At 71.8% G+C, this 20,728-nt stretch carries 23 protein-coding genes and 1 pseudogene; 22 read left to right on the top strand and 2 right to left on the bottom strand.

The genetic code is table 11. The features are described from left to right. The first annotated feature begins 19 nt into the window (after positions 1-19). Positions 20-535, top strand: a complete 516-nt coding sequence (locus tag OIE69_RS13625; RefSeq protein ID WP_089224953.1) for a GNAT family N-acetyltransferase — start codon at positions 20-22, stop codon at positions 533-535. A 36-nt stretch (positions 536-571) separates the two neighbouring features. Next, complete coding sequence (gene ftsH / locus OIE69_RS13620) at positions 572-2,506, top strand: ATP-dependent zinc metalloprotease FtsH (RefSeq protein ID WP_326572239.1); 1,935 nt, start codon at positions 572-574, stop codon at positions 2,504-2,506. A 68-nt stretch (positions 2,507-2,574) separates the two neighbouring features. On the opposite strand, the gene OIE69_RS13615 is transcribed toward ftsH, so the two are convergent. Continuing rightward, on the bottom strand, positions 2,575-3,408 hold the full coding sequence (locus OIE69_RS13615) for a class I SAM-dependent methyltransferase (protein ID WP_326572238.1): 834 nt from the start codon (positions 3,406-3,408) through the stop codon (positions 2,575-2,577). 216 nt (positions 3,409-3,624) lie between these two features. On the opposite strand from OIE69_RS13615, the gene proS reads away from it, so the two are divergent. The 18 genes and pseudogenes from proS to OIE69_RS13525 all read left to right on the top strand — a co-directional run bounded on the left by proS (position 3,625) and on the right by OIE69_RS13525 (position 17,817). Continuing rightward, a complete protein-coding gene (proS, locus tag OIE69_RS13610) occupies positions 3,625-5,037 on the top strand; it encodes a proline--tRNA ligase (RefSeq protein WP_326572237.1) in 1,413 nt (470 codons plus the stop codon). A gap of 190 nt (positions 5,038-5,227) precedes the next feature. Next, the gene (locus tag OIE69_RS13605) at positions 5,228-5,818 is read left to right on the top strand and encodes a hypothetical protein (protein ID WP_326572236.1); all 591 of its coding nucleotides are present in this window, start codon (positions 5,228-5,230) and stop codon (positions 5,816-5,818) included. A gap of 227 nt (positions 5,819-6,045) precedes the next feature. Next, complete coding sequence (gene rpsP / locus OIE69_RS13600; RefSeq protein WP_326572235.1) at positions 6,046-6,477, top strand: 30S ribosomal protein S16; 432 nt, start codon at positions 6,046-6,048, stop codon at positions 6,475-6,477. Positions 6,478-6,479: 2 nt separating this feature from the next. Continuing rightward, positions 6,480-6,719 (top strand): RNA-binding protein, encoded by a 240-nt coding sequence (locus OIE69_RS13595; RefSeq protein WP_018562958.1) that lies wholly within the window; start codon positions 6,480-6,482, stop codon positions 6,717-6,719. Positions 6,720-6,810: 91 nt separating this feature from the next. After that, the gene (gene rimM, locus OIE69_RS13590) at positions 6,811-7,335 is read left to right on the top strand and encodes a ribosome maturation factor RimM (protein WP_326572234.1); all 525 of its coding nucleotides are present in this window, start codon (positions 6,811-6,813) and stop codon (positions 7,333-7,335) included. Positions 7,336-7,339: 4 nt separating this feature from the next. Then, positions 7,340-8,149 (top strand): tRNA (guanosine(37)-N1)-methyltransferase TrmD, encoded by an 810-nt coding sequence (gene trmD, locus OIE69_RS13585; protein WP_326572233.1) that lies wholly within the window; start codon positions 7,340-7,342, stop codon positions 8,147-8,149. Between the two features lie 131 nt (positions 8,150-8,280). After that, the gene (gene rplS, locus OIE69_RS13580) at positions 8,281-8,631 is read left to right on the top strand and encodes a 50S ribosomal protein L19 (RefSeq protein ID WP_018562955.1); all 351 of its coding nucleotides are present in this window, start codon (positions 8,281-8,283) and stop codon (positions 8,629-8,631) included. Between the two features lie 41 nt (positions 8,632-8,672). Then, positions 8,673-9,311, top strand: a complete 639-nt coding sequence (gene lepB / locus OIE69_RS13575) for a signal peptidase I (protein ID WP_326572232.1) — start codon at positions 8,673-8,675, stop codon at positions 9,309-9,311. Next, positions 9,304-10,428 (top strand): signal peptidase I, encoded by a 1,125-nt coding sequence (gene lepB / locus OIE69_RS13570; protein WP_326572231.1) that lies wholly within the window; start codon positions 9,304-9,306, stop codon positions 10,426-10,428. The genes lepB (OIE69_RS13575) and lepB (OIE69_RS13570) overlap by 8 nt, the downstream gene beginning before the upstream one ends. 31 nt (positions 10,429-10,459) lie before the next feature. After that, positions 10,460-11,224: pseudogene (lepB, locus tag OIE69_RS13565) on the top strand (signal peptidase I); the annotation flags it as partial. 43 nt (positions 11,225-11,267) lie between these two features. Continuing rightward, positions 11,268-12,029: a signal peptidase I gene (gene lepB, locus OIE69_RS13560; RefSeq protein WP_326572230.1), complete on the top strand. Its 762-nt coding sequence runs from the start codon at positions 11,268-11,270 to the stop codon at positions 12,027-12,029. 2 nt (positions 12,030-12,031) lie between these two features. Then, entirely contained in the window at positions 12,032-12,511 is a 480-nt protein-coding gene (locus OIE69_RS13555; RefSeq protein ID WP_326572229.1) for an NUDIX hydrolase, read from the top strand. A gap of 39 nt (positions 12,512-12,550) precedes the next feature. After that, entirely contained in the window at positions 12,551-12,877 is a 327-nt protein-coding gene (locus tag OIE69_RS13550) for a DUF2469 domain-containing protein (RefSeq protein WP_018562949.1), read from the top strand. 92 nt (positions 12,878-12,969) lie between these two features. Continuing rightward, positions 12,970-13,341, top strand: a complete 372-nt coding sequence (locus OIE69_RS13545; RefSeq protein ID WP_326572228.1) for a YraN family protein — start codon at positions 12,970-12,972, stop codon at positions 13,339-13,341. Beyond that, entirely contained in the window at positions 13,341-14,948 is a 1,608-nt protein-coding gene (locus tag OIE69_RS13540; protein ID WP_326572227.1) for a YifB family Mg chelatase-like AAA ATPase, read from the top strand. The genes OIE69_RS13545 and OIE69_RS13540 overlap by 1 nt, the downstream gene beginning before the upstream one ends. Positions 14,949-14,965: 17 nt before the next feature. Further along, a complete protein-coding gene (gene dprA, locus OIE69_RS13535) occupies positions 14,966-16,177 on the top strand; it encodes a DNA-processing protein DprA (RefSeq protein ID WP_326581130.1) in 1,212 nt (403 codons plus the stop codon). Positions 16,178-16,342: 165 nt separating this feature from the next. Next, positions 16,343-17,179 carry an RNA polymerase sigma factor WhiG gene (whiG, locus tag OIE69_RS13530; RefSeq protein ID WP_018561721.1) on the top strand — a complete coding sequence of 279 codons (837 nt, stop codon included), beginning with the start codon at positions 16,343-16,345 and terminating at the stop codon, positions 17,177-17,179. 80 nt (positions 17,180-17,259) lie between these two features. Further along, positions 17,260-17,817 carry a TetR/AcrR family transcriptional regulator gene (locus OIE69_RS13525; RefSeq protein ID WP_326581129.1) on the top strand — a complete coding sequence of 186 codons (558 nt, stop codon included), beginning with the start codon at positions 17,260-17,262 and terminating at the stop codon, positions 17,815-17,817. Here the strand turns inward: OIE69_RS13525 and OIE69_RS13520 are convergent. After that, positions 17,786-18,427, bottom strand: a complete 642-nt coding sequence (locus OIE69_RS13520; RefSeq protein ID WP_326572226.1) for a murein hydrolase activator EnvC family protein — start codon at positions 18,425-18,427, stop codon at positions 17,786-17,788. The genes OIE69_RS13525 and OIE69_RS13520 overlap by 32 nt on opposite strands. A gap of 285 nt (positions 18,428-18,712) precedes the next feature. Here OIE69_RS13520 and rpsB point away from each other — a divergent pair, with 285 nt between their 5' ends. Together rpsB and tsf are read left to right on the top strand one after the other, a co-directional pair. Next, a complete protein-coding gene (rpsB, locus tag OIE69_RS13515) occupies positions 18,713-19,639 on the top strand; it encodes a 30S ribosomal protein S2 (protein WP_326572225.1) in 927 nt (308 codons plus the stop codon). Between the two features lie 115 nt (positions 19,640-19,754). Further along, positions 19,755-20,591: a translation elongation factor Ts gene (tsf, locus tag OIE69_RS13510; RefSeq protein WP_018561725.1), complete on the top strand. Its 837-nt coding sequence runs from the start codon at positions 19,755-19,757 to the stop codon at positions 20,589-20,591. Positions 20,592-20,728 lie beyond the last annotated feature (137 nt).

The raw sequence follows: 20,728 nt of genomic DNA, 5'->3' as shown, positions 1-20,728 counted from the left end.
GCGCGTGCATCATGGACCCATGCGCGTACACATCCGTGCCCCGGAGCCGGCCGACGCCCCCGCGTACCGGGAGGCGGTGCTGCGTTCCGCCGAGCACGTCGGCCGGTGGAACCCGGTCGAACCGGACGGGCTGCCCGAACTGCTGCGGCGCCAGGGGCCCGTGCTGCGGACGTTCCTGATCCTCGACGAGGACACCGGCGGGATCGTCGGCAAGTGCAACGTGGCCAACATCGTCATGGGGCGCTTCCGCAACGCCAGCCTGGGCTACGACAGCTACGTGCCCTTCGCCGGCACCGGGCGGATGAGCGAGGGCCTGCGACTGGTCGTCGACCGCTGCTTCGCCCGCGAGCCGCAGGGCCTGGGCCTGCACCGGTTGGAGATCAACGTGCAGCCGGAGAACGAACGGTCGGTCGCCATGGCCAAACGCCTCGGCTTCCGCCACGAGGGCTTCACCCCCCGCATGCTCTACCTGAACGACGCCTGGCGCGACCACGAGCGCTTCGCGCTCACCGCCGAGGAGTGGCCCGGGGCCTGAGGGGCGCCGGAGCGGCGCTGTCCTTATGGTCGGGGTATGGGCAATCCCGTACCGCCCCGGCAGAATCCGGACGACCCATGGCGGACGGAGGGCGCGCCACCCTCGCCGCCCACCCGGCGACGGCGCCGCATGGGCGGCTGGGGCGGCATGATCCTGACGGCGCTCGTCGTCTTCCTCATCACCGACCTGGTGCTCTCGTTCTTCACCGGGTCCCGGCCGACCACGATCTCGTACACCGAGTTCGGCCGGCAGCTCGCCGGGGACAACATCTCGAAGATCTACTCCAAGGGCGACTCCATCGAGGGGCAGCTCAAGAAGAAGCAGGACGTGCCCGGGGCGGACGAGGGCACGTTCATGCAGTTCAAGACCCAGCGGCCGGTCTTCGCCGACGACGACCTGTGGGCGACCCTGACGAAGAACAAGGTCACCGTCACCGCCGAACCCGTGGTCCAGCAGCGCGGACTGCTCTACAACCTGCTCCTCTCGCTCGCCCCGGTGCTGCTGCTGGTCGTGCTGTGGCTCTACGTCTCCCGCCGGATGAGCAAGCTCGCGGGCGGGCTCGGCGGCCTGGGCGGCATCGGCCGCAGGGCCCCGCCGCGGCCGGTCGTCCCCGAGCTGGGCCGCCGCACCACCTTCGCCGACGTGGCGGGCATCGACGAGGTGGAGGCCGAGCTCAACGAGGTCGTCGACTTCCTCAAGCGCCCGCAGGCCTACCGGGCGCTCGGGGCGCGGATGCCGCGCGGCGTGCTGCTGGCCGGACCGCCCGGCACCGGCAAGACACTGCTCGCCCGGGCGGTGGCCGGCGAGGCCGACGTGCCGTTCTTCTCCGCCTCCGCCTCCGAGTTCATCGAGATGATCGTGGGCGTCGGCGCCGGCCGGGTGCGCGAGCTGTTCGCCGAGGCCCGCAAGGTCGCCCCGGCGATCATCTTCATCGACGAGATCGACACCATCGGGCGCGCCCGCGGCGCTGCGGGTGGCATCGGCGGCCACGACGAGCGGGAGCAGACCCTCAACCAGATCCTCACCGAGATGGACGGCTTCTCCGGCTCCGAGGGCGTCGTCGTCATCGCCGCCACCAACCGGCCCGACGTCCTGGACCCCGCCCTGACCCGGCCCGGCCGCTTCGACCGCGTCGTCCACGTCAGCCCGCCCGACCGTACGGGCCGCGAGGCCATTCTCGGCATCCACCTGCGCCAGGTCCCCCTGGAGGGCGGCATCGACCTGACCGCCGTGGCCCGTGCGACGCCCGGGATGACGGGAGCGGAACTGGCCAACCTCGCCAACGAGGCCGCGCTGCTCGCCGTCAAGCGCGGCAAGGGCGCCGTCGGGCGGAGCGAGCTCTCCGACGCCCTGGAGAAGGTGCAGTTGGGCGCGGCCCGCCCGCTCGTGATCCCCGTCGAGGAGCGCCGCCGTACCGCCTACCACGAGTCCGGGCACGCCCTGCTCGGCATGCTGCACCCGGGCGCCGACCCCGTACGCAAGATCACCATCGTCCCGCGCGGCCGCGCCCTCGGCGTCACCCTCTCCACCCCCGACTCCGACCGCTACGCGTACACCGAGGAGTACCTGCGCGGCCGGATCATCGGCGCGCTCGGCGGCATGGCCGCCGAGCACGTCGTCTTCGGGGTGATCACCACCGGCGCCGAGAACGACCTGGAGCAGGTCACCAACGTCGTCCGGGGCATGGTCGGCCGCTGGGGCATGAGCGAGAAGGTCGGCCCGCTCTCCGCGATCCCGGCCGACTCCCAGCAGCCCTACGGGCTGTCCGCCGCCCCCGCCACCCTCGACGTGATCGACGCCGAGATGCGCAGGATCGTGGACGAGTGCTACGGGACGGCCTGCCGGCTGCTGAGCCGGCACCGCGAGCAACTGGACGCGCTTGCGGAGCGACTGCTGGAGGCGGAGACGCTGGAGGAGGGCGAGGCCTACGAGGCGGCGGGCATCCCGCGGTTGGCGAAGGCCGCCGAGTAGCCGCCGCCGGGCAGCCGTCGCCGGGTCGCGGCAGCGGTCGCGGTCGCGGTCGCGCGGGAACGTCCCGGCTACACCCGGGCCACCAGGTACCGGAACACGTTCTCCATCCGGACCGTGCCGTCGGCGCGCCGGTACGCGTGCAGCGTCTCGCGCAGTTCCTTGCGCACCTGGTCTTCGTCGGTGGCCGCCACGGCCGCGTCGAAGAGTCCGGTCGACACCAGGCCGCGTACCGCGCTGTCCATGTCGGGGTAGCCGAAGGGGCAGGACACCCGTCCCGAGCCGTCCGGGCGCAGCCCCGCGTCCCGCGCCAGGACCTCCAGGTCGTCCCGGCCGCTGAGCCGGACCGCGGCCGCGGCGGTGGCGTCGCGCGGCTCGGCCAGCCGGGCCGCGACCCGCAGCACCCGTCCGGTCGCGCAGCGCTCGGGCGGCCCCCAGCCGGCCAGCACGACCGGGCTGCCCCGCTCCGCCAGGTCCGCCGCGGCCCTGAGCGCCGGGACCAGCTCACCGCGTGCCGTCCCCGGGTCGAGGGCGGTCACCATCGTGAACGGTGCCCCTTCCGTGCCGGGCATCTCCTCCGGGCCGCCCGGCACGAGCCGGGTGCGCCCGTCGGACCGCACCGGTGTGCCCCACTGCGGCTCGGGCAGCAGCCGCTGCCGGGCCAGCGCGAGACGCCGTTCGTCCGGATCGCATCCCGTGACGGCCGCGCCCCGGGCCGAGGCCATCAGCAGCGCGAGTCCCGATCCGCACCCGATGCCGAGCAGCCGGGTGCGGGGGCCGACCTCCAATCGCTCGTGCACCGCCTCGTAGAGCGGTACGAGCATCCGCTCCTGGATCTCCGCCCAGTCACGCGCCCTGCCGTCGGTCCGGTGTGTTCGTGGGTGCCGTGCGAGCGTAGGTGTCATCGAGCGCCCCAATCAGCCGCGTCGCCGTCTCGCCGAAAGCCTTCCTCGTACGCCCCCCGGTTACGCCGCGCACCGTCATCGTCACGCCGCGCATGCCCCCGGAGCCAGCCAACTCCCCTTCCGGGCCGTAGTCCAGAGGTTTGAAGGTGAGGATTGGGCCGATTCCCGGGCCCGCCGATTCACGTCCGGCGCCGCTGTCCCCGTACCATCTGCGGCATGGCAAAGGCTCCCGTTCTCACCCCTCAGGCCGACGACTTCCCGCGCTGGTACCAGGACCTGATCAACAAGGCCGAGCTGGCCGACAACGGCCCGGTGCGCGGCACCATGGTCATCCGGCCGTACGGGTACTCGCTGTGGGAGCGGATGCAGCAGGAGATGGACGCGCGGATCAAGGAGGCGGGCGCCCAGAACGCGTACTTCCCGCTCTTCATCCCGCAGTCCTACCTGACCCGGGAGGCCGAGCACGTCGAGGGCTTCGCGCCGGAGCTGGCCGTGGTCACCCACGGCGGCGGCAAGGAGCTGGAGGAGCCGGTCGTCGTCCGGCCCACCTCCGAGACGATCATCAACGAGTACTTCTCCAAGTGGGTGCAGAGCTACCGCGACCTGCCGCTGCTCATCAACCAGTGGGCCAACGTGGTCCGTTGGGAGATGCGCTCGCGGCTCTTCCTCCGCACGAGTGAGTTCCTGTGGCAGGAGGGCCACACCGCGCACGCCACCTACGAGGACGCCCGCGAGTACGCCGCGATGATCCACCGCGACGTGTACGGCGACTTCATGACCGAGGTCCTGGGCATCGACGTCGTCCTCGGCCGCAAGACCGCCCGCGAGCGCTTCGCCGGCGCCATCAACACCCTCACCCTCGAGGGCATGATGGGCGACGGCAAGGCGCTGCAGCTGGGCACCAGCCACGAGCTGGGCACCAACTTCGCCAAGGCCTTCAACACCTCCTACCTGTCGAAGGAGGGGCAGCAGGAGCTGGTCTGGCAGACCTCCTGGGGCGTGTCGACCCGCATGGTCGGAGGCCTGATCATGTCCCACGGCGACGACAACGGACTGCGGGTGCCGCCGCGGCTGGCCCCGGTGCAGGCCGTCGTCCTGGCGATCAAGGGCGACGACGCGGTCGTCGCCAAGGTCCGCGAGATCGGCGACCGGCTCAAGGCCGCGGGTGTGCGCGTCCAGGTCGACGTGCGCACCGACACCCCCTTCGGCCGGCGCGCCGTGGACTGGGAGCTGAAGGGCGTCCCCGTCCGTGTCGAGGTCGGCCCGCGCGACCTGGAGAACGGCACCGCGATGCTCGCCCGCCGCATCCCCGGGGGCAAGGAGCCGGTGGCGATCGACGAGCTGGCCGCGCTGCTGCCCAAGGTGCTCGAGGAGGACCAGGCCACGCTGCTGCGCCAGTCCCGGGAGCGGCGTGAGTCCCGCACCGTGGACGTCAGGACGATCGCCGAGGCCGCCGAGGCCGCGGTCACCGGCTGGGGCCGCATCCCGTGGGCGGACCTGGGCCCGGAGGGCGAGGCCAAGCTGGCCGAGCAGGGCGTGTCCGTACGCTGCCTCCTCACCGAGGATGGCGCTGTTCCGGAAGCGGACGACGCGCCGGGTACCGTCGCGCTCGTCGCGCGGGCATACTGACCGTCAGCTGACTGAAAAGCGACGTACGTAATCGGCAGTACGTCCATGCTTGAGGCGGGTGCGTGACTTCTCCACTGTCCTCCGCACCCGCCCTCAGCCGTACGCATCATCCGGAACTGACTAGTACGTGCAAAATATTTGGGATGGCCCGGTATCGGAACACAGGGCGCCCTCTGCTCGTTGTCACGACGTGAGCACGACACCACCAGTCCTCGCCGCCGAGCTGGCAGTCGCATGGGCCGACATTCAACGGCACCATCCCGAACTGCCCGACCTGGCCGCCCCCGAGTCCCTGATCGGAGAGTCCTCGTCCGCGTGCGGCACGGAGCTCTCCTTCGAGCGCCTGCTGCACGAGGCCGTCCACGGAGTCGCCGCCGCACGCGGCGTCCGGGACACCTCGCGGGCAGGTCGCTACCACAACCGTCGATTCCTGGCCATCGCCGACGAGCTCGGCCTGGACCACTCCGAGGAGCCGCACCCCAGCAGCGGCTTCTCCCTGGTCCAGATGCGCCCGGACACCAAGAAGCGCTACCGGGCGACGATCGACCGCCTGCAGCGCGCGCTCAGAGCGCACACCGCGGCGACCTCCGCCGACACCGCCCGCAGTTTCCGCGGGCCCGCCGCCCGGCACGGGTCCTCGGGCGGAGGCGTACGGGTGAAGGCGGTCTGCGACTGCGGACGCAACGTCCGGGTCGTGCCGTCCGTGCTCGCGCAGGCGCCGATCGTCTGCGGGGCGTGCGGTACGCCGTTCCGGATTCCGGAGGCCGCGGCGGTCGCGTGAGCGCCCGCCGCGGCACGGGGGCGGCGCCGTACGGGGGGCAGCGCCGGTGGGGTCACCGGCGTGCGGTGGCGTGCCCGCCGTATGGCAGAATGGTCAGCTGAGCACTCGGCAGCCGTGCAGGACCCCTCTCTCCTTCGGCTGACGCGTCCGTCGGGCAAACCGGCACCACAACCCCACGTGGCGGTCTGTTCTGCCCAACCACGTCAACACCAGGAGAACCCACTCCCGTGGCAGTCAAGATCAAGCTGAAGCGTCTGGGCAAGATCCGTTCGCCTCACTACCGCATCGTCGTCGCCGACTCCCGTACCCGCCGTGACGGCCGGGCCATCGAGGAGATCGGTCTGTACCACCCGGTCCAGAACCCGTCGCGCATCGAGGTCAACGCCGATCGCGTCGCGTACTGGCTGGGTGTCGGCGCGCAGCCGACCGAGCCCGTGCTCGCCATCCTGAAGAAGACCGGCGACTGGCAGAAGTACAAGGGCGAGCCGGCCCCGGCCCCGCTCCTGGTCGCCGAGCCCAAGGCCGACAAGCGCGCCCTCTTCGAGGCCGCCGCCAAGGACGCCGGTGACGAGCCCAAGGGTGAGGCCATCACCCAGAAGGCCAAGAAGTCCGACAAGAAGGACGAGGCCGCCGAGGCGGCCGAGTCGACCGAGGCCTGATCGTGCTCGAGGAGGCCCTCGAGCACCTGGTCAAGGGCATCGTCGACAATCCCGACGAGGTGCAGGTCGCCGCGCGCACCCTGCGTCGCGGGAAGGTCCTCGAGGTCCGGGTGCACCCCGACGACCTCGGCAAGGTGATCGGCCGCAACGGCCGCACCGCCCGCGCCCTGCGCACCGTCGTGGGCGCGATCGGCGGACGGGGTGTGCGCGTCGACCTCGTCGACGTGGACAACGTCCGCTGAGGTACGCAGCACCGGCACGGGCCGGGGGTGGCACTTGGGCCGCCCCCGGCCCGTGGCCTTATCCGACACGTGAGCACAGGAGCGCGAACAAGTGCAGCTGGTAGTGGGACGCATCGGCCGCGCCCATGGCATCAAGGGCGAGGTCTCGGTGGAGGTGCGCACCGACGAGCCGGAACTGCGGCTCGCCCCGGGCGCCGTGCTCGTCACGGACCCGGCCTCGGCCGGCCCGCTCACCGTCGAGACCGGCCGGGTGCACAGCGGCCGGCTGATGCTGCGCTTCGCGGGCGTCAAGGACCGCACCGGCGCCGAGGCGCTGCGCAACGTCCTGCTCATCGCCGACGTCGACCCGGACGAGACGCCGGAGGACCCCGAGGAGTTCTACGACCACCAGCTGGTCGACCTCGACGTGGTCACCGCCGACGGGACCGAGGTCGGCCGGATCAAGGAGATCTCCCACCTGCCGTACCACGACCTGCTGGTCGTCGAACGGCCGGACGGCAGCGAGGTCATGGTGCCCTTCGTCGCCGAGATCGTCCCCGAGATCGACCTGGAGCAGCAGCGGGCCGTCATCGACCCCCCGCCCGGCCTGCTGGACGAGGCCGAGGCGGAGCAGTAGGACCATGCGCATCGACGTCGTCACGATCTTCCCCGAGTACCTGGAGCCGCTGAACGTCTCCCTGGTCGGCAAGGCCCGGGAGCGAGGCCTGCTGGACGTACGCGTCCACGACCTGCGCGAATGGACCCACGACCGGCACAACACGGTCGACGACACCCCGTACGGCGGCGGGCCCGGCATGGTCATGAAGCCCGAGCCGTGGGGCGAGGCCCTGGACGCGGTCCTGGAATCGGGCGAGGGCTCGCCGGTGCTGGTGGTGCCCACCCCGAGCGGCCGCCCCTTCACCCAGGAGCTCGCCGTCGAGCTGTCCGGAAAGCCCTGGCTGGTCTTCACCCCGGCGCGCTACGAGGGCATCGACCGGCGGGTCATCGAGGAGTACGGCGACCGGTTCGACGTCCGCGAGGTCTCCATCGGCGACTACGTGCTGGCCGGCGGCGAGGCCCCGGTCCTGGTGATGGTCGAGGCGGTCGCCCGCCTGCTGCCGGGCGTGCTGGGCAACGCCGAGTCCCACCGCGACGACTCCTTCGCCCCCGGCGCGATGGCCGACCTGCTGGAGGGCCCGGTCTTCACCAAGCCCCCGGTCTGGCGCGACCGCGGCGTGCCGGAGGTGCTGCTCAGCGGCCACCACGGCAAGGTCGCCCGCTGGCGCCGCGACGAGGCCTTCCGCCGTACCGCGCAGAATCGTCCCGACCTGATCGAGCGCTGCGACCCGGCGACCCTCGACAAGAAGGACCGCTCGATGCTCGCCGCACTCGGCTGGGTACTCGGCGAGGACGGGCGATTTGGGCGAGCCGCGGAGTCCGTGGAAGAATAGGCGGCTGCCGTAGTGCGTCCGGCGTGCGCCCCTGCCACAGGGGGACATGACGACCGTCCGACGGGCCGGCATTCGTATCACCACCACAATCCGCCGATGACCTGTGGCATGGGCGAAGAAAGCAGACGAACATGTCCCACCTGCTCGACACCGTCGACGCCGCGTCGCTGCGCAGCGACGTCCCGGCCTTCCGCCCGGGTGACACCGTCAACGTCCACGTCCGCGTGATCGAGGGCAACCGCTCCCGTATCCAGCAGTTCAAGGGCGTTGTCATCCGTCGCCAGGGTTCCGGCGTCCGTGAGACCTTCACGGTGCGCAAGGTCTCCTTCAGCGTCGGCGTCGAGCGCACCTTCCCGGTGCACAGCCCGATCTTCGAGAAGATCGAGCTCGTGACCCGCGGTGACGTGCGTCGCGCCAAGCTGTACTACCTCCGTGAGCTGCGCGGCAAGGCCGCGAAGATCAAGGAGAAGCGCGAGCGCTGAGCCCGCCGGGCACAAGCGGGGCCCTATAGGCTCTGCGCTCGATGGACACAGAGGTACACCTTCCGGAGCGCGACCGCGCCGATGCCGCCGAACAGCGGGATGAGCGGTCGCGCTTCGGCGTACGTACACAGCGGTATGCGCTCCTCGTCGTGGCGGCCGCCGCCGTGGTCGCGCTGGTCAACGTGTTCGTCGCGCAGCCCTTCGAGATTCCCAGCGGGTCGATGGAGAACACCCTGCGGGCCGGGGACCGGGTGCTCGTCAACAAACTGGCGTACCGTTTCGGCAGGATGCCCGCCAGGGGCGACGTCGTGGTGTTCGACGGCAGGGGGTCCTTCGTGCAGGGCTCCGGCGGAACCGACTTCGTCAAGCGCGTGGTCGGTGTCGGTGGGGACCGGGTGACCTGCTGCGACGACCGGGGCAGGATCACCGTCAACGGGCGCCCGCTGGACGAGACCTATCTTTACCCCGGGGACACGCCGTCCCGGGTAGCGTTCGACATCGAGGTTCCGAAGGGGAGGCTGTGGGTGATGGGTGACCACCGTGCCGACAGTCGTGATTCCCGTGATCATCTCGGTGACCCCGGAGGGGGCACGGTTCCGGTGGACAAGGTGATCGGCCGGGCGGAGGCGACCATATGGCCGCTGGGCCGCCGCCGGTCCCTGGACGGCGCCCATGGGTAGCCGCGGCCGGGAGCAAGCCGGCCAGCCGCGCCGTGCCGAGTACCTGGGCGATGAGCAGGCGGGCCCGCGCAGGGGCGGCGGCCGGGCCGATCGGCGCAAGCTGGCGCGGAAGGTCAAGCGCAGGCGGCGTCGTTCCGCCGCCAGGGAGATACCCCTGCTCATCGGGGTCGCGCTGCTGATCGCGCTGGTGCTCAAGACCTTCCTGCTGCAGGCCTTCGTCATTCCGTCGGGTTCGATGGAGCAGACGATCAGGATCGGCGACCGCGTGGTCGTCGACAAGCTGACGCCGTGGTTCGGCTCCCGTCCCCAGCGCGGCGACGTGGTGGTGTTCAAGGACCCCGGCAACTGGCTGGACGGCGAGCAGGCCCAGTCCGGCGAGGACCCGGTGGTCGTCAAGCAGGTCAAGGAGTTCTTCACCTTCATCGGGTTGCTGCCGTCCGCGGACGAGCAGGACCTGATCAAGCGGGTGGTCGCGGTCGGCGGCGACACGGTGAAGTGCTGTGACGCCCAGGGCAGGATCACCGTCAACGGGACCCCGCTGAACGAGCCCTACATCCATCCGGGGAATCCGCCGTCGGAGATCAAGTTCACGGTGAAGGTCCCGCCGAACCGGCTCTTCGTGATGGGCGACCATCGCTCCAACTCCGCGGACTCCCGCTTCCACCTCAAGGACGCCGGCGACGGCACCGTGCCCGAGAGCATGGTGGTGGGCAGGGCCTTCGCCGTGGCCTGGCCGATGGGGCACTGGGCCGGGCTGAAGGAACCGGCGACGTATTCCGGCGTTGCCGCGCCGGGGGGTTCGGGCGCGTCTGCCGCAAGGGCGGGTCCCGGGGTGGCAACATCCAACAATCGGCAAGGAATGACCCCGCTCCCGACTCCTGCGGAACTCCCGCTCGTTATGGGTGTGGTGAGCTTGCGCCGCATGTGGCGCGGGCGGCAGCGCGTGGCAAGCGGAGTAGGGAGTGGATGTGGGGGACCTGGTGGTCGGCGCAAGGTCCGGACGCGAAGAGCCGGAGGATCGGGACCCCACATCGGGCGGCTCGGCGGGCGGTGGCGAGGCGCCGCTCGGAAAGAAAGGCCCGGACGCGGGCGCGGAGACCTCCGAAGAGGCGAGTGACACGAACGACCGTGACGGCGGCGCGGACAAGAAGCAGCAGCGTTCCTTCTGGAAGGAACTGCCCCTGCTGATCGTCATCGCTCTCGCGCTGGCCTGGCTGATCAAGACCTTCCTGCTGCAGGCGTTCTCCATCCCCTCGGCGTCGATGGAGAACACCCTCAGGATCGGCGACCGGGTGCTGGTCGACAAGCTCACGCCCTGGTTCGGCTCCGAGCCCGAGCGCGGCGAGGTCGTGGTCTTCCACGACCCGGGCGGCTGGCTCGGCGAGACCGCCCCGGTGGACACCAACCCGGTGACGGGTGCGATCCAAAAGGGCCTGAGCTTCGTCGGCCTCATGCCGTCCGCGGAGGAGAAGGACCTGATCAAGCGGGTCATCGCGGTCGGTGGCGACACGGTGGAGTGCAAGGGCACCGGCCCGGTCAAGGTGAACGGCAAGGCGCTGGAGGAGCCGTACATCTACCCCGGGAACACCCCGTGCGGTGACCGTCCCTTCGGTCCGATCAAGGTCCCGCAGGGCCGTATCTGGGTCATGGGCGATCACCGGCAGGACTCCCTGGACTCCCGTTACCACCAGAACCTGCCGGGCAACGGCACAGTCTCCGTGGACGAGGTCGTCGGCCGCGCGGTCGTCGTGGCCTGGCCCATCAGTAACTGGTCCACCCTGCCCGTGCCCAGCACCTTCGACCAGCCGGGCATCAACGCGGCGGCCGCGGGTCTGCCGGCCGCGGGCGGACTGGCCGGCGCGGTCCCGCTGGCGATGTGGCGGCGGCGCCGTCTGATCAACCGGGCCGGGTGACGGGGCTGCCCCCGGTCCGTACCCCCGGGTAGGGTGCGGACGCATGAGCACGAGCACACGCACGGGCACGCGGACGGCGACGGCGCGAGCGGACGGACAGGGCGGCGGACGGATCGGACGGATAACCTCCGGTCTGGCCGTCGCCCTCGGCTGCGTCCTCTTCCTGGGCGGTTTCGTCTGGGGGGCGCTGGTCTACCGGCCCTACACCGTCCCCACCGGATCGATGACCCCGACCGTGGACGCGGGCGACAAGATCCTCGCCCAGCGGATCGACGGCTCCGAGGTGCGGCGCGGGGACATCGTGGTCTTCACCGACCCGCTCTGGGGCGACGTCCCCATGGTGAAGCGGGTCGTGGCCGTCGGCGGTGACAAGGTGGCCTGCTGCGACAAGCAGGGGCGGCTCACGGTCGACGGCAAGCCGGTCGACGAGCCGTACCGCCTGGACACCGAGGGCCCGGCCTCGCCCACGCCCTTCTCGGCCACCGTGCCCCGAGGCAACCTGTTCATGATGGGCGACAACCGGGCGACGTCCGAGGACTCCCGCTTCCGCCTCGGCGACGCCGACAACGGCTCCGTGCCGCGCGGCACGGTGTCCGCACGGGTCGACGGCGTGGCCTGGCCGTTCGGCCGCGCGGGCATGGTCGACCGGACCGGCGCCTTCGCCACCCTGCCGGGCGAGGGTCCCTCCGATCCCGGTCCGCTGCGCACGGTGGGCGTGGCGATCGCGGCCGGCGTGGCCCTGATCTTCGCGGGAGCGGCCCACGGCCCGGTCGCGGACCGGGCCCGGCGCAGGGCGGCGCGATAACCGTGCGACGGCGCGCGGCCCGGGTCGTCCTGCTCGACCCTTCCGACCGGATCCTGCTGCTGCACGGGTACGAGCCGGACGACCCGTCCGTCACCTGGTGGTTCACCCCGGGCGGAGGCGTCGAGGAGGGCGAGAGCCTGGACGTCGCCGCGCGCCGGGAGCTGGCCGAGGAGACCGGCATCACCACCGCCCTGCTGGGGCCCGTGCTGTGGGAGCGCTCGTGCGCCTTCGACTTCGACGGCCGGCGCTGGGAGCAGGACGAGTGGTACTACCTGGCCCGCACCGAGGACGTCCGGGTGCACACGGGCGGCCTCACGGAGCTGGAGCAGCGCAGCGTGGACGGCCTGCGATGGTGGACCTGCGAGGAACTGCTCGCCTCGCATGAGACGGTGTACCCGACCAGGCTCGCCGAGCTGCTGCGCAGGCTGCTCGACGAAGGTCCCCCATTGTCCCCGATTCACCTGGGGACGGAGCGTGACTGACGCACAATGGGGGGACGTACGGCTGAAGGGGAACATGCCATGAGCGCCGAGGACCTCGAGAAGTACGAGACCGAGATGGAGCTGAAGCTCTACAGGGAGTACCGGGATGTCGTCGGCCTGTTCAAGTACGTGATCGAGACGGAGCGTCGTTTCTACCTCACCAACGACTACGAGATGCAGGTGCACTCGGTCCAGGGCGAGGTGTTCTTCGAGGTCTCCATGGCTGACGCGTGGGTGTGGGACATGTACCGGCCGGCACGCTTCGTCAAGCAGGTGCGCGTGCTGACGTTCAAGGACGTGAACATCGAGGAGCTGAACAAGGCCGACCTCGACCTGCCCTCGGACGACTCCGGCTTCAACGGCTGAGGCCGCCGGGGCCGACGGGTTGTCCACAGGCCCCCATCAAGATCATCTCTCGGGCGCCACCTCCCTCACAGTGAGTGACGGAGGTGGTACGGATGAACGCCCGAGGAGCTTTCGGACGCTACGGCGAGGAACTGGCGGCACGGTCGCTGACCGAGGCCGGGATGATCGTGCTGGAGCGGAACTGGCGGTGCCGGCACCGCGAACGCCACGGCGAGATCGACATCGTGGCGGCGGACGGGGACGCGCTCGTCGTGTGCGAGGTGAAGTCGCGCGCCGAGACCTGCGGTGAGCACCCCATGGCCGCCGTCACGCCGCGCAAGGCCGAGCGGCTGCGTCAGCTGGCCGAGTGCTGGCTCGCCGACCACGGCGGGCCGCCGCCGGGCGGCGTGCGGATCGACGTGGTGGGCGTGGTGCTGCCGGCCCGGGGCGCCGCCCGCGTCGAGCACGTGCGGGGGGTGGAGTGATGGGCTTCGCCCGTACGTGTTCGGTGGCGCTGCTGGGCGTGGAGGGCGTCGTCGTCGAGGTCCAGGCGGACCTGGAGGCGGGGGTGGCGGCGTTCACGCTGGTGGGGCTGCCCGACAAGAGCCTCAGCGAGAGCCGTGACCGGGTCCGCGCCGCCATCGTGAACAGCGGTGAGACGTGGCCGCAGAAGAAGCTCACGGTCGGCCTCAGCCCGGCCTCCGTCCCCAAGGGCGGCAGCGGCTTCGACCTTGCGGTGGCGTGCGCCGTCCTCGCCGCGAACGACCGCGTCGCCCCGCGCGACATCGCCGACCTGATGATGATCGGCGAACTCGGCCTCGACGGCCGGGTCCGCCCGGTCCGCGGTGTGCTGCCCGCGGTCCTGGCCGCAGCCGAGGCCGGGTACCGCCACGTCGTGGTGCCCGAGCGCACCGTTGCCGAGGCCTCGCTCGTGCCGGGGGTCTCCGTGCTCGGGGTCCGCAGCCTGCGGCAGCTCATCGCGCTGCTCAACGACGAGCTCGCCCCGGAGGAGGACGAGGAGCCCGCCGACGGGCGGCCCGACCCGATGCTGGCCGGCCTCACCCTGCCCGGCGTCGGCCACGGCACGGGGCTCGCCGACGCCGGCACCCCGGATCTGGCCGAGGTCGCGGGTCAGGGCGCCGCCAGGACCGCCCTGGAGGTCGCGGCCGCGGGCGGCCACCACATCTATCTCAAGGGGCCGCCGGGCGCCGGCAAGACGATGCTCGCCGAGCGGCTGCCCGGGCTGCTGCCGCCGCTCACCCGCCAGGAGGCGGTGGAGGTCACCGCGGTGCACTCGGTCGCCGGGATCCTGCCGCCGGGCCGGCACATGGTGGAGCAGCCGCCGTACTGCGCGCCGCACCATTCGGCGACCATGCAGTCCCTCGTCGGCGGCGGGAACGCGCTGCCGCGGCCGGGCGCCGTCTCGCTCTCCCACAAAGGGGTCCTTTTTCTTGACGAAGCGCCCGAATTCAACGGCCAGGCCCTCGACGCACTGCGTCAGCCCCTGGAATCCGGGCACGTGGTGATCGCCAGGGCCGCCGGAGTCGTCCGCCTTCCCGCACGGTTCCTGCTCGTCCTCGCCGCCAACCCCTGCCCCTGCGGCCGGTACGGCTCACCCGGCGGCATGTGCGACTGCACGCCGAGCATGATCCGCCGCTACCAGGGACGGCTGTCCGGGCCGCTCCTGGACCGGGTCGACCTGCGGGTGGAGGTGGAGGCCGTCAGCCGCTCCGAGCTGATCGGCGGCGCCGGCTCCGCCGAGACCACCGCGGTGGTCGCCACGCGGGTGCGGGAGGCCCGCGAACGCGCCGCCGCCCGGTACAGGGACACGCCGTGGCGGCTCAACAGCCAGGTCCCCGGTCACGAACTGCGCACCCGCTGGGCCGTGGCGCCCGGGGCCCTGCGCCCCGCCGAACGGGACATGGAGCGCGGACTGCTCACCGCGCGGGGGCTCGACCGGGTCCTGCGGGTGGCCTGGACGGTCGCCGATCTCGCGGGCCGCGACCGGCCGGCCGGCGTCGACATGGAGCGCGCCCTGGAGCTGCGCACGGGTGTGCGCCGCGGCATGGCGGCGACGGGAGACAAACGATGACGCAGATGCCGCCCGGCATGGACGACGACGCCGGGCCGGACCCTGAGGAGGAGCCGCCCCCGACGCCCGGGGAGCGTCTGGCCCGGGCCGCCGTGACGCGGATCGCCGACCCCGGCGACGGGCTGGTCGGCACCTGGCTGCGCGAGTTCGGCCCCGTCGAGACCGTACGGGCGCTCACCGCCGGAGAAGAGCTGCCCGGGGCGGGGCAGCAGAGGGCGGCCGGGTACGCCCTGCGGGCCCGCCGGGCGCAGCCGGAACGGGATCTGGCGGCTGCCCGGGCCACGCGCACCCGCTTCGTGTGCCCCGGTGACCCGGACTGGCCGCGGCAGCTCGACGACCTGGGCCCCGAACGACCCTACGGGCTCTGGGTGCGCGGCTGCGCCTCGCTGAGGATGTGGGCGCTGCGGTCGGTCGCCGTCGTGGGCGCCCGGGCGTGCACGGACTACGGCTCCCACATGGCGGCGTCCCTCGGCGCCGACCTGGCGGAGGCCGGCTGGGTCACCGTCTCCGGGGCCGCCTACGGCATCGACGGCGCCGCGCACCGCGGCGCGCTGTCCGTGACGGGCGCGACCGTGGGGGTCGTCGCCTCCGGGGTGGACGTGCCGTATCCGCCGGGTCACGCCGAGTTGATCGGACGCATCGCCGAACAGGGGCTGCTCATCGGTGAATTGCCGCCCGGATCGCACCCCACCCGCAGCCGCTTCGTGCTCCGCAACCGCGTGATCGCGGCACTGACCCGGGGCACCGTCGTGATCGAGGCCCAGTACCGCAGCGGCTCCCTGATCACCGCCCGCCGGGCCCGCAAGCTGGGGCGTTTCGTCATGGGCGTCCCGGGCCCCTGTACCTCGTCGCTGTCCCGCGGGGTCCACGAGCTGCTGCGCGCCGACGGGGTACTGGTCACCGGCGCGGCAGACGTGATCGAGCTTGTCGGACGCATCGGCGAGGACCTGGCGCCCGAGCGCCGCGGTCCGGTTCTGCCGCGGGATCTGCTGCCGCCCGCGACCGCCCGGGTGCTGGAGGCCCTGCCCGCCCGAGGCGGGGCCTGCCGCGAGGAGCTCGCGGTCGCCGCGGGCAGCACCCCTGACGACACCCTCACCAGGCTTCATGAGCTGCACGCCCTCGGTTTCGTCGAACGCGACGGACCGCGCTGGAAGTTGGCGCACGGCGGCGAGACCGCTCCCACGCCGGAGGGGGAGGGAGGCTTCCAAGCCGACACGCTCTCCCGGTGAACACACCATCAGGTGACAGGACGGTTCTTGACCTGGGACCCCCTGGATGGCGAGGTTATGGGGACGCCCGTACGTCGCCCTGAGCAACGGGCTCGTCACGCTACGCTCAAGGAGGTTCCAGTCCGCCCGTCCCTCAGGTCAACGCAGAACGGCTCAGATCGACGCATGCACCGGCACACTCCCGGGCACGAAGGCAGCACGGCGGCGACCGCCGTCACCGGAAACCCCCGCCCACCCGCCCCCACCTCGCTCGACGCGCTGTGGCGGACCTACAAGGCCACGGGGGACGCGCGTCTGCGCGAGCAGCTGATCCTGCACTACTCACCCCTGGTGAAGTACGTGGCGGGACGCGTGAGCGTCGGCCTGCCCGCAAACGTGGAACAGGCGGACTTCGTCTCCTCCGGGGTCTTCGGGCTCATCGACGCCATCGAGAAGTTCGACCCGGAGCGCGCGATCAAGTTCGAGACGTACGCGATCACCCGGATTCGCGGGGCCATGATCGACGAGCTGCGCGCCCTGGACTGGATCCCGCGCTCGGTGCGCCAGAAGGCCCGCGCCGTCGAGCGCGCCTACGCCACCCTCGAGGCCTCCTTGCGGCGCACCCCGAGCGAGTCGGAGGTCGCCGCCGAGATGGGCATCGCCCTGGAGGAGCTGCACGGAGTCTTCAGCCAGCTCTCCCTCGCCAACGTCGTCGCCCTGGAGGAGCTGCTCCACGCGGGCACCGACGGCGGCGACCGGCTCACCCTGGTCGACACCCTGGAGGACACCGGCGCCGACAACCCCGTCGAGGTCGCGGAGGACCGCGAGCTGCGCCGGCTGCTCGCCCGCGCCGTCAACACCCTGCCCGAGCGCGAGAAGACCGTGGTCACCCTCTACTACTACGAGGGGCTCACCCTCGCGGAGATCGGCCAGGTGCTCGGGGTCACCGAGAGCAGGGTCAGCCAGATCCACACCAAATCCGTTCTGCAACTGCGCGCGAAACTGGCCGACGTCGGCCGTTGACGCCGCTTTGCCGACGGGTGCGCCCGGCGGGCACGCCACTTCCGTACAGTGGTGAGGTGCCCAAGATTCGAGCGGCCTCGGTGGCCGAGCACCGGTCGATGCAGCGCGACGCCCTGCTGGACGCCGCCCGCAGTCTGCTCTCCGAGGGCGGGACGGAGGCCCTGACCTTCCCCGCGCTGGCGGAGCGCACCGGGCTGGCCCGATCCTCCGTCTACGAGTACTTCCGCTCCCGGGCCGCCGTCGTCGAGGAGCTGTGCGCCGTCGACTTCCCCGTCTGGGCGGCCGAGGTCGAGACGGCCATGGAGGCCGCCCCGTCCGCCGAGGCCAAGGTCGAGGCCTACGTCCGCAGCCAGCTCGCGCTCGTCGGCGACCGCCGGCACCGGGCCGTGGTCGCGATTTCCGCGGGTGAACTCGACGCGAGCGCCCGCGAGAAGATCCGCGCCGCCCACGGCGGACTGATCGCCATGGTCGTCGAGGCGCTCGCCGCGCTCGGCCACCACGAGCCGAGGCTCACCGCGATGCTGCTCCAGGGCGTCGTCGACTCCGCCGTCCGCCGGATCGAGCTCGGCGCCGCCGAGGAGCCGGACACCATCGCCGACGCGGCCGTCACCATGGCCCTGCGCGGGGTTCTGGGCTGACCCGCGCGGAGGCCACCGCCCCGTCCGCCCCCTCGGGCAAGGGCACCCCGAAGACCGGCAGCAGCCGCGAAGGCCCTCCGCGCAGCATCGCGTGCGGCAGCAGCGACAGCGGGTCGAGGTAGACGTCCCCGCGCAGCAGCCCCCAGTGCAGGCAGCCGCGCGGGCAGTGCCACGGGCCTTCATCGAGCGCCCCCACCACCTGCCCCGCGCCGACCTCGTCGCCCACCGCGACGGACGCCCGCACCGGCTGGTACGTGATGCGCAGACCGCCGTCGACCTCGATCGCGACGACCCCGCGCCCCGCCACCTGCCCGGCGTACGACACCTTCCCGGGCGCCGCCGCGCGCACCGGTGCGCCGGGTCCCGCGCGCAGGTCCACCCCCCGGTGCCCCCTCGCCCACGGAACCGCCGGCGGATCGAACCCTCGCTCCACGACCGGCCGCCGCCCCCCGTCGCCTGGTGCCACGGGCCAGGCCCGGTCCGCGCCCCCGCCGGCCGGGACGACGGGGACGACCGGGACGACAGGCATCCGGACGGAGGCCTCCACCGGGCGCACGAGGCCCCCGAGCCACGTCAGTACCGCCAACACCACCGCCACATATGTCCTCATGCCTCAACGGTGACGCCTCCCGCAACTTCCGGACGATCATGGAACCGGCCTGTGGACAACTTCGGACGGCCCCCGTCCCCAGGCGCGATGTCGCCCGCGGCTCCGGCGGTCCCGTACACTTTCCATGGCGATCCGGGTCACCGGGTCGACTTCGCACGCCCCGCCACCGCCCTACAGCGAGCGGTGGACGCGCTCCTCGGTCCCTTGTGGCACGGCGCGTTCGGGGCGTCAGGCGCGGCCGCCGTCCGGCGACCGCGAAAACCGAGTACCCCTAGGAGTACGGCCATGGCCGTCGTCACGATGCGGGAGCTGCTGGAAAGCGGCGTCCACTTCGGGCACCAGACCCGCCGCTGGAACCCGAAGATGAAGCGCTTCATCTTCACCGAGCGCAATGGCATCTACATCATCGACCTGCTCCAGTCGCTGTCGTACATCGACCGCGCCTACGAGTTCGTCAAGGAGACCGTCGCGCACGGCGGCACCATCCTCTTCGTCGGTACGAAGAAGCAGGCCCAGGAGGCCATCGCCGAGCAGGCGACCCGCGTCGGCATGCCCTACGTGAACCAGCGCTGGCTGGGCGGCATGCTCACCAACTTCTCGACCGTCTACAAGCGCCTGCAGCGCCTGAAGGAGCTCGAGGAGATCGACTTCGAGGACGTGGCCGCCTCCGGCCTCACCAAGAAGGAGCTCCTGGTCCTCTCCCGTGAGAAGGACAAGCTGGAGAAGACCCTGGGCGGCATCCGCGAGATGCAGAAGGTGCCGAGCGCCGTCTGGATCGTGGACACCAAGAAGGAGCACATCGCCGTCGGTGAGGCGCGCAAGCTGCGCATCCCGGTCGTCGCGATCCTCGACACCAACTGCGACCCCGACGAGGTCGACTACAAGATCCCGGGCAACGACGACGCGATCCGCTCCGTCACGCTGCTGACCCGTGTGATCGCCGACGCCGTCGCCGAGGGCCTCATCTCCCGCTCCGGTGCCGCCTCCGCCGGTGACAAGGCCGAGGGCGAGCCGCTGGCCGCCTGGGAGCGCGAGCTGCTCGAGGGCGACAAGGCGAAGGCCGAGGAGACCGCCGCCGAGACCGCTCCGGCCGAGGCCGCCGCTGACGCTCCGGCCGAGGCCGAGGCTCCGGCCGAGGCCGCCGAGGCGCCCGCCGCCGACGCTCCGGCCGAGGCCGCCGAGGCGCCCGCCGCCGACGCCGAGCAGGCCTGAGCCTCAGCCCTGCTTCCGATGCGTGTGAGGACGGCGGGGGCTCCGGCCCCCGCCGTTCGTCCGTAGAACCACCGCTCACCGGATTCACCGACTTCCGAAGAGAGACTGACAGACCATGGCGAACTTCACCGCCGCCGACGTCAAGAAGCTCCGCGAGCTGACCGCCGCGGGCATGATGGACTGCAAGAAGGCGCTCGAGGAGGCCGAGGGCGACCTGGACAAGGCCGTCGAGATCCTCCGCGTCAAGGGCCAGAAGGGCGTCACCAAGCGCGAGGGCCGCTCCGCGTCCAACGGCGCCGTCGTGTCCCTGATCGCCGGTGACAACAGCGAGGGTGTCCTCGTCGAGCTCAAGTGCGAGACCGACTTCGTCGCCAAGGGCGACAAGTTCATCGCCGCCGCCGACGCGATCGCCGCCCACGTCGCCGCCAGCAAGCCGGCCGACCTGGAGGCGCTGCTCGCCTCCGAGATCAAGGACGGCCAGACCGTCCAGGCCTACGTCGACGAGGCCAACGCCACCCTCGGCGAGAAGATCGTCCTGGACCGCTTCGCGCAGTTCACCGACGGCTACGTCGCCTCCTACCTGCACCGCACCAGCCCGGACCTGCCCCCGCAGGTCGGTGTCCTGGTCGAGCTGGACAAGGAGAACGCCCAGGTCGCCAAGGACGTCGCGCAGCACATCGCCGCCTTCGCCCCCACCTTCCTGTCCCGCGAGGAGGTGCCGGCCGAGACCGTCGAGAACGAGCGTCGCGTCGCCGAGGCCACCGCCCGCGAGGAGGGCAAGCCCGAGGCCGCCCTGACGAAGATCGTCGAGGGTCGCGTCAACGGCTTCTTCAAGGAGAACGTCGTCCTCGAGCAGGCCTTCGCCAAGGACAACAAGAAGTCCGTCCAGAAGGTGCTCGACGAGGCCGGCGTCTCGCTGAAGCGCTTCGCCCGCTTCCGCGTCGGCGTCTGAGCGACCAGCCGCGCAAGCGTTTGACCGACGGCCCCGCTAGGGTCGTACGCAGCCGGCCGCTCACCGGCAGGCCGCAGTTGTGACGAGGAGGCCATTGCCCACAGGGAACCATCACGGACCCTCGGCAATGGCCTTCT

The organism is Actinacidiphila glaucinigra (genome assembly GCF_035918135.1).
In the GTDB taxonomy this organism is placed as follows: Bacteria; Actinomycetota; Actinomycetes; order Streptomycetales; family Streptomycetaceae; genus Actinacidiphila; species Actinacidiphila glaucinigra.
This window is presented reverse-complemented; position numbering and strand designations above follow the sequence as displayed.

Bases quoted from the DNA above. Each gene is read 5' to 3' on its own strand.
- OIE69_RS13625 (WP_089224953.1), top strand. From the start codon at position 20: ATGCGCGTACACATCCGTGCCCCGGAGCCGGCCGACGCCCCCGCGTAC.
- ftsH (WP_326572239.1), top strand. From the start codon at position 572: ATGGGCAATCCCGTACCGCCCCGGCAGAATCCGGACGACCCATGGCGG.
- OIE69_RS13615 (WP_326572238.1), bottom strand. From the start codon at position 3,408: ATGACACCTACGCTCGCACGGCACCCACGAACACACCGGACCGACGGC.
- proS (WP_326572237.1), top strand. From the start codon at position 3,625: ATGGCAAAGGCTCCCGTTCTCACCCCTCAGGCCGACGACTTCCCGCGC.
- trmD (WP_326572233.1), top strand. From the start codon at position 7,340: ATGCGCATCGACGTCGTCACGATCTTCCCCGAGTACCTGGAGCCGCTG.
- rplS (WP_018562955.1), top strand. From the start codon at position 8,281: ATGTCCCACCTGCTCGACACCGTCGACGCCGCGTCGCTGCGCAGCGAC.
- lepB (WP_326572232.1), top strand. From the start codon at position 8,673: ATGGACACAGAGGTACACCTTCCGGAGCGCGACCGCGCCGATGCCGCC.
- lepB (WP_326572231.1), top strand. From the start codon at position 9,304: ATGGGTAGCCGCGGCCGGGAGCAAGCCGGCCAGCCGCGCCGTGCCGAG.
- lepB (WP_326572230.1), top strand. From the start codon at position 11,268: ATGAGCACGAGCACACGCACGGGCACGCGGACGGCGACGGCGCGAGCG.
- OIE69_RS13550 (WP_018562949.1), top strand. From the start codon at position 12,551: ATGAGCGCCGAGGACCTCGAGAAGTACGAGACCGAGATGGAGCTGAAG.
- OIE69_RS13545 (WP_326572228.1), top strand. From the start codon at position 12,970: ATGAACGCCCGAGGAGCTTTCGGACGCTACGGCGAGGAACTGGCGGCA.
- OIE69_RS13540 (WP_326572227.1), top strand. From the start codon at position 13,341: ATGGGCTTCGCCCGTACGTGTTCGGTGGCGCTGCTGGGCGTGGAGGGC.
- dprA (WP_326581130.1), top strand. From the start codon at position 14,966: ATGGACGACGACGCCGGGCCGGACCCTGAGGAGGAGCCGCCCCCGACG.
- whiG (WP_018561721.1), top strand. From the start codon at position 16,343: ATGCACCGGCACACTCCCGGGCACGAAGGCAGCACGGCGGCGACCGCC.
- OIE69_RS13520 (WP_326572226.1), bottom strand. From the start codon at position 18,427: ATGAGGACATATGTGGCGGTGGTGTTGGCGGTACTGACGTGGCTCGGG.
- rpsB (WP_326572225.1), top strand. From the start codon at position 18,713: ATGGCCGTCGTCACGATGCGGGAGCTGCTGGAAAGCGGCGTCCACTTC.
- tsf (WP_018561725.1), top strand. From the start codon at position 19,755: ATGGCGAACTTCACCGCCGCCGACGTCAAGAAGCTCCGCGAGCTGACC.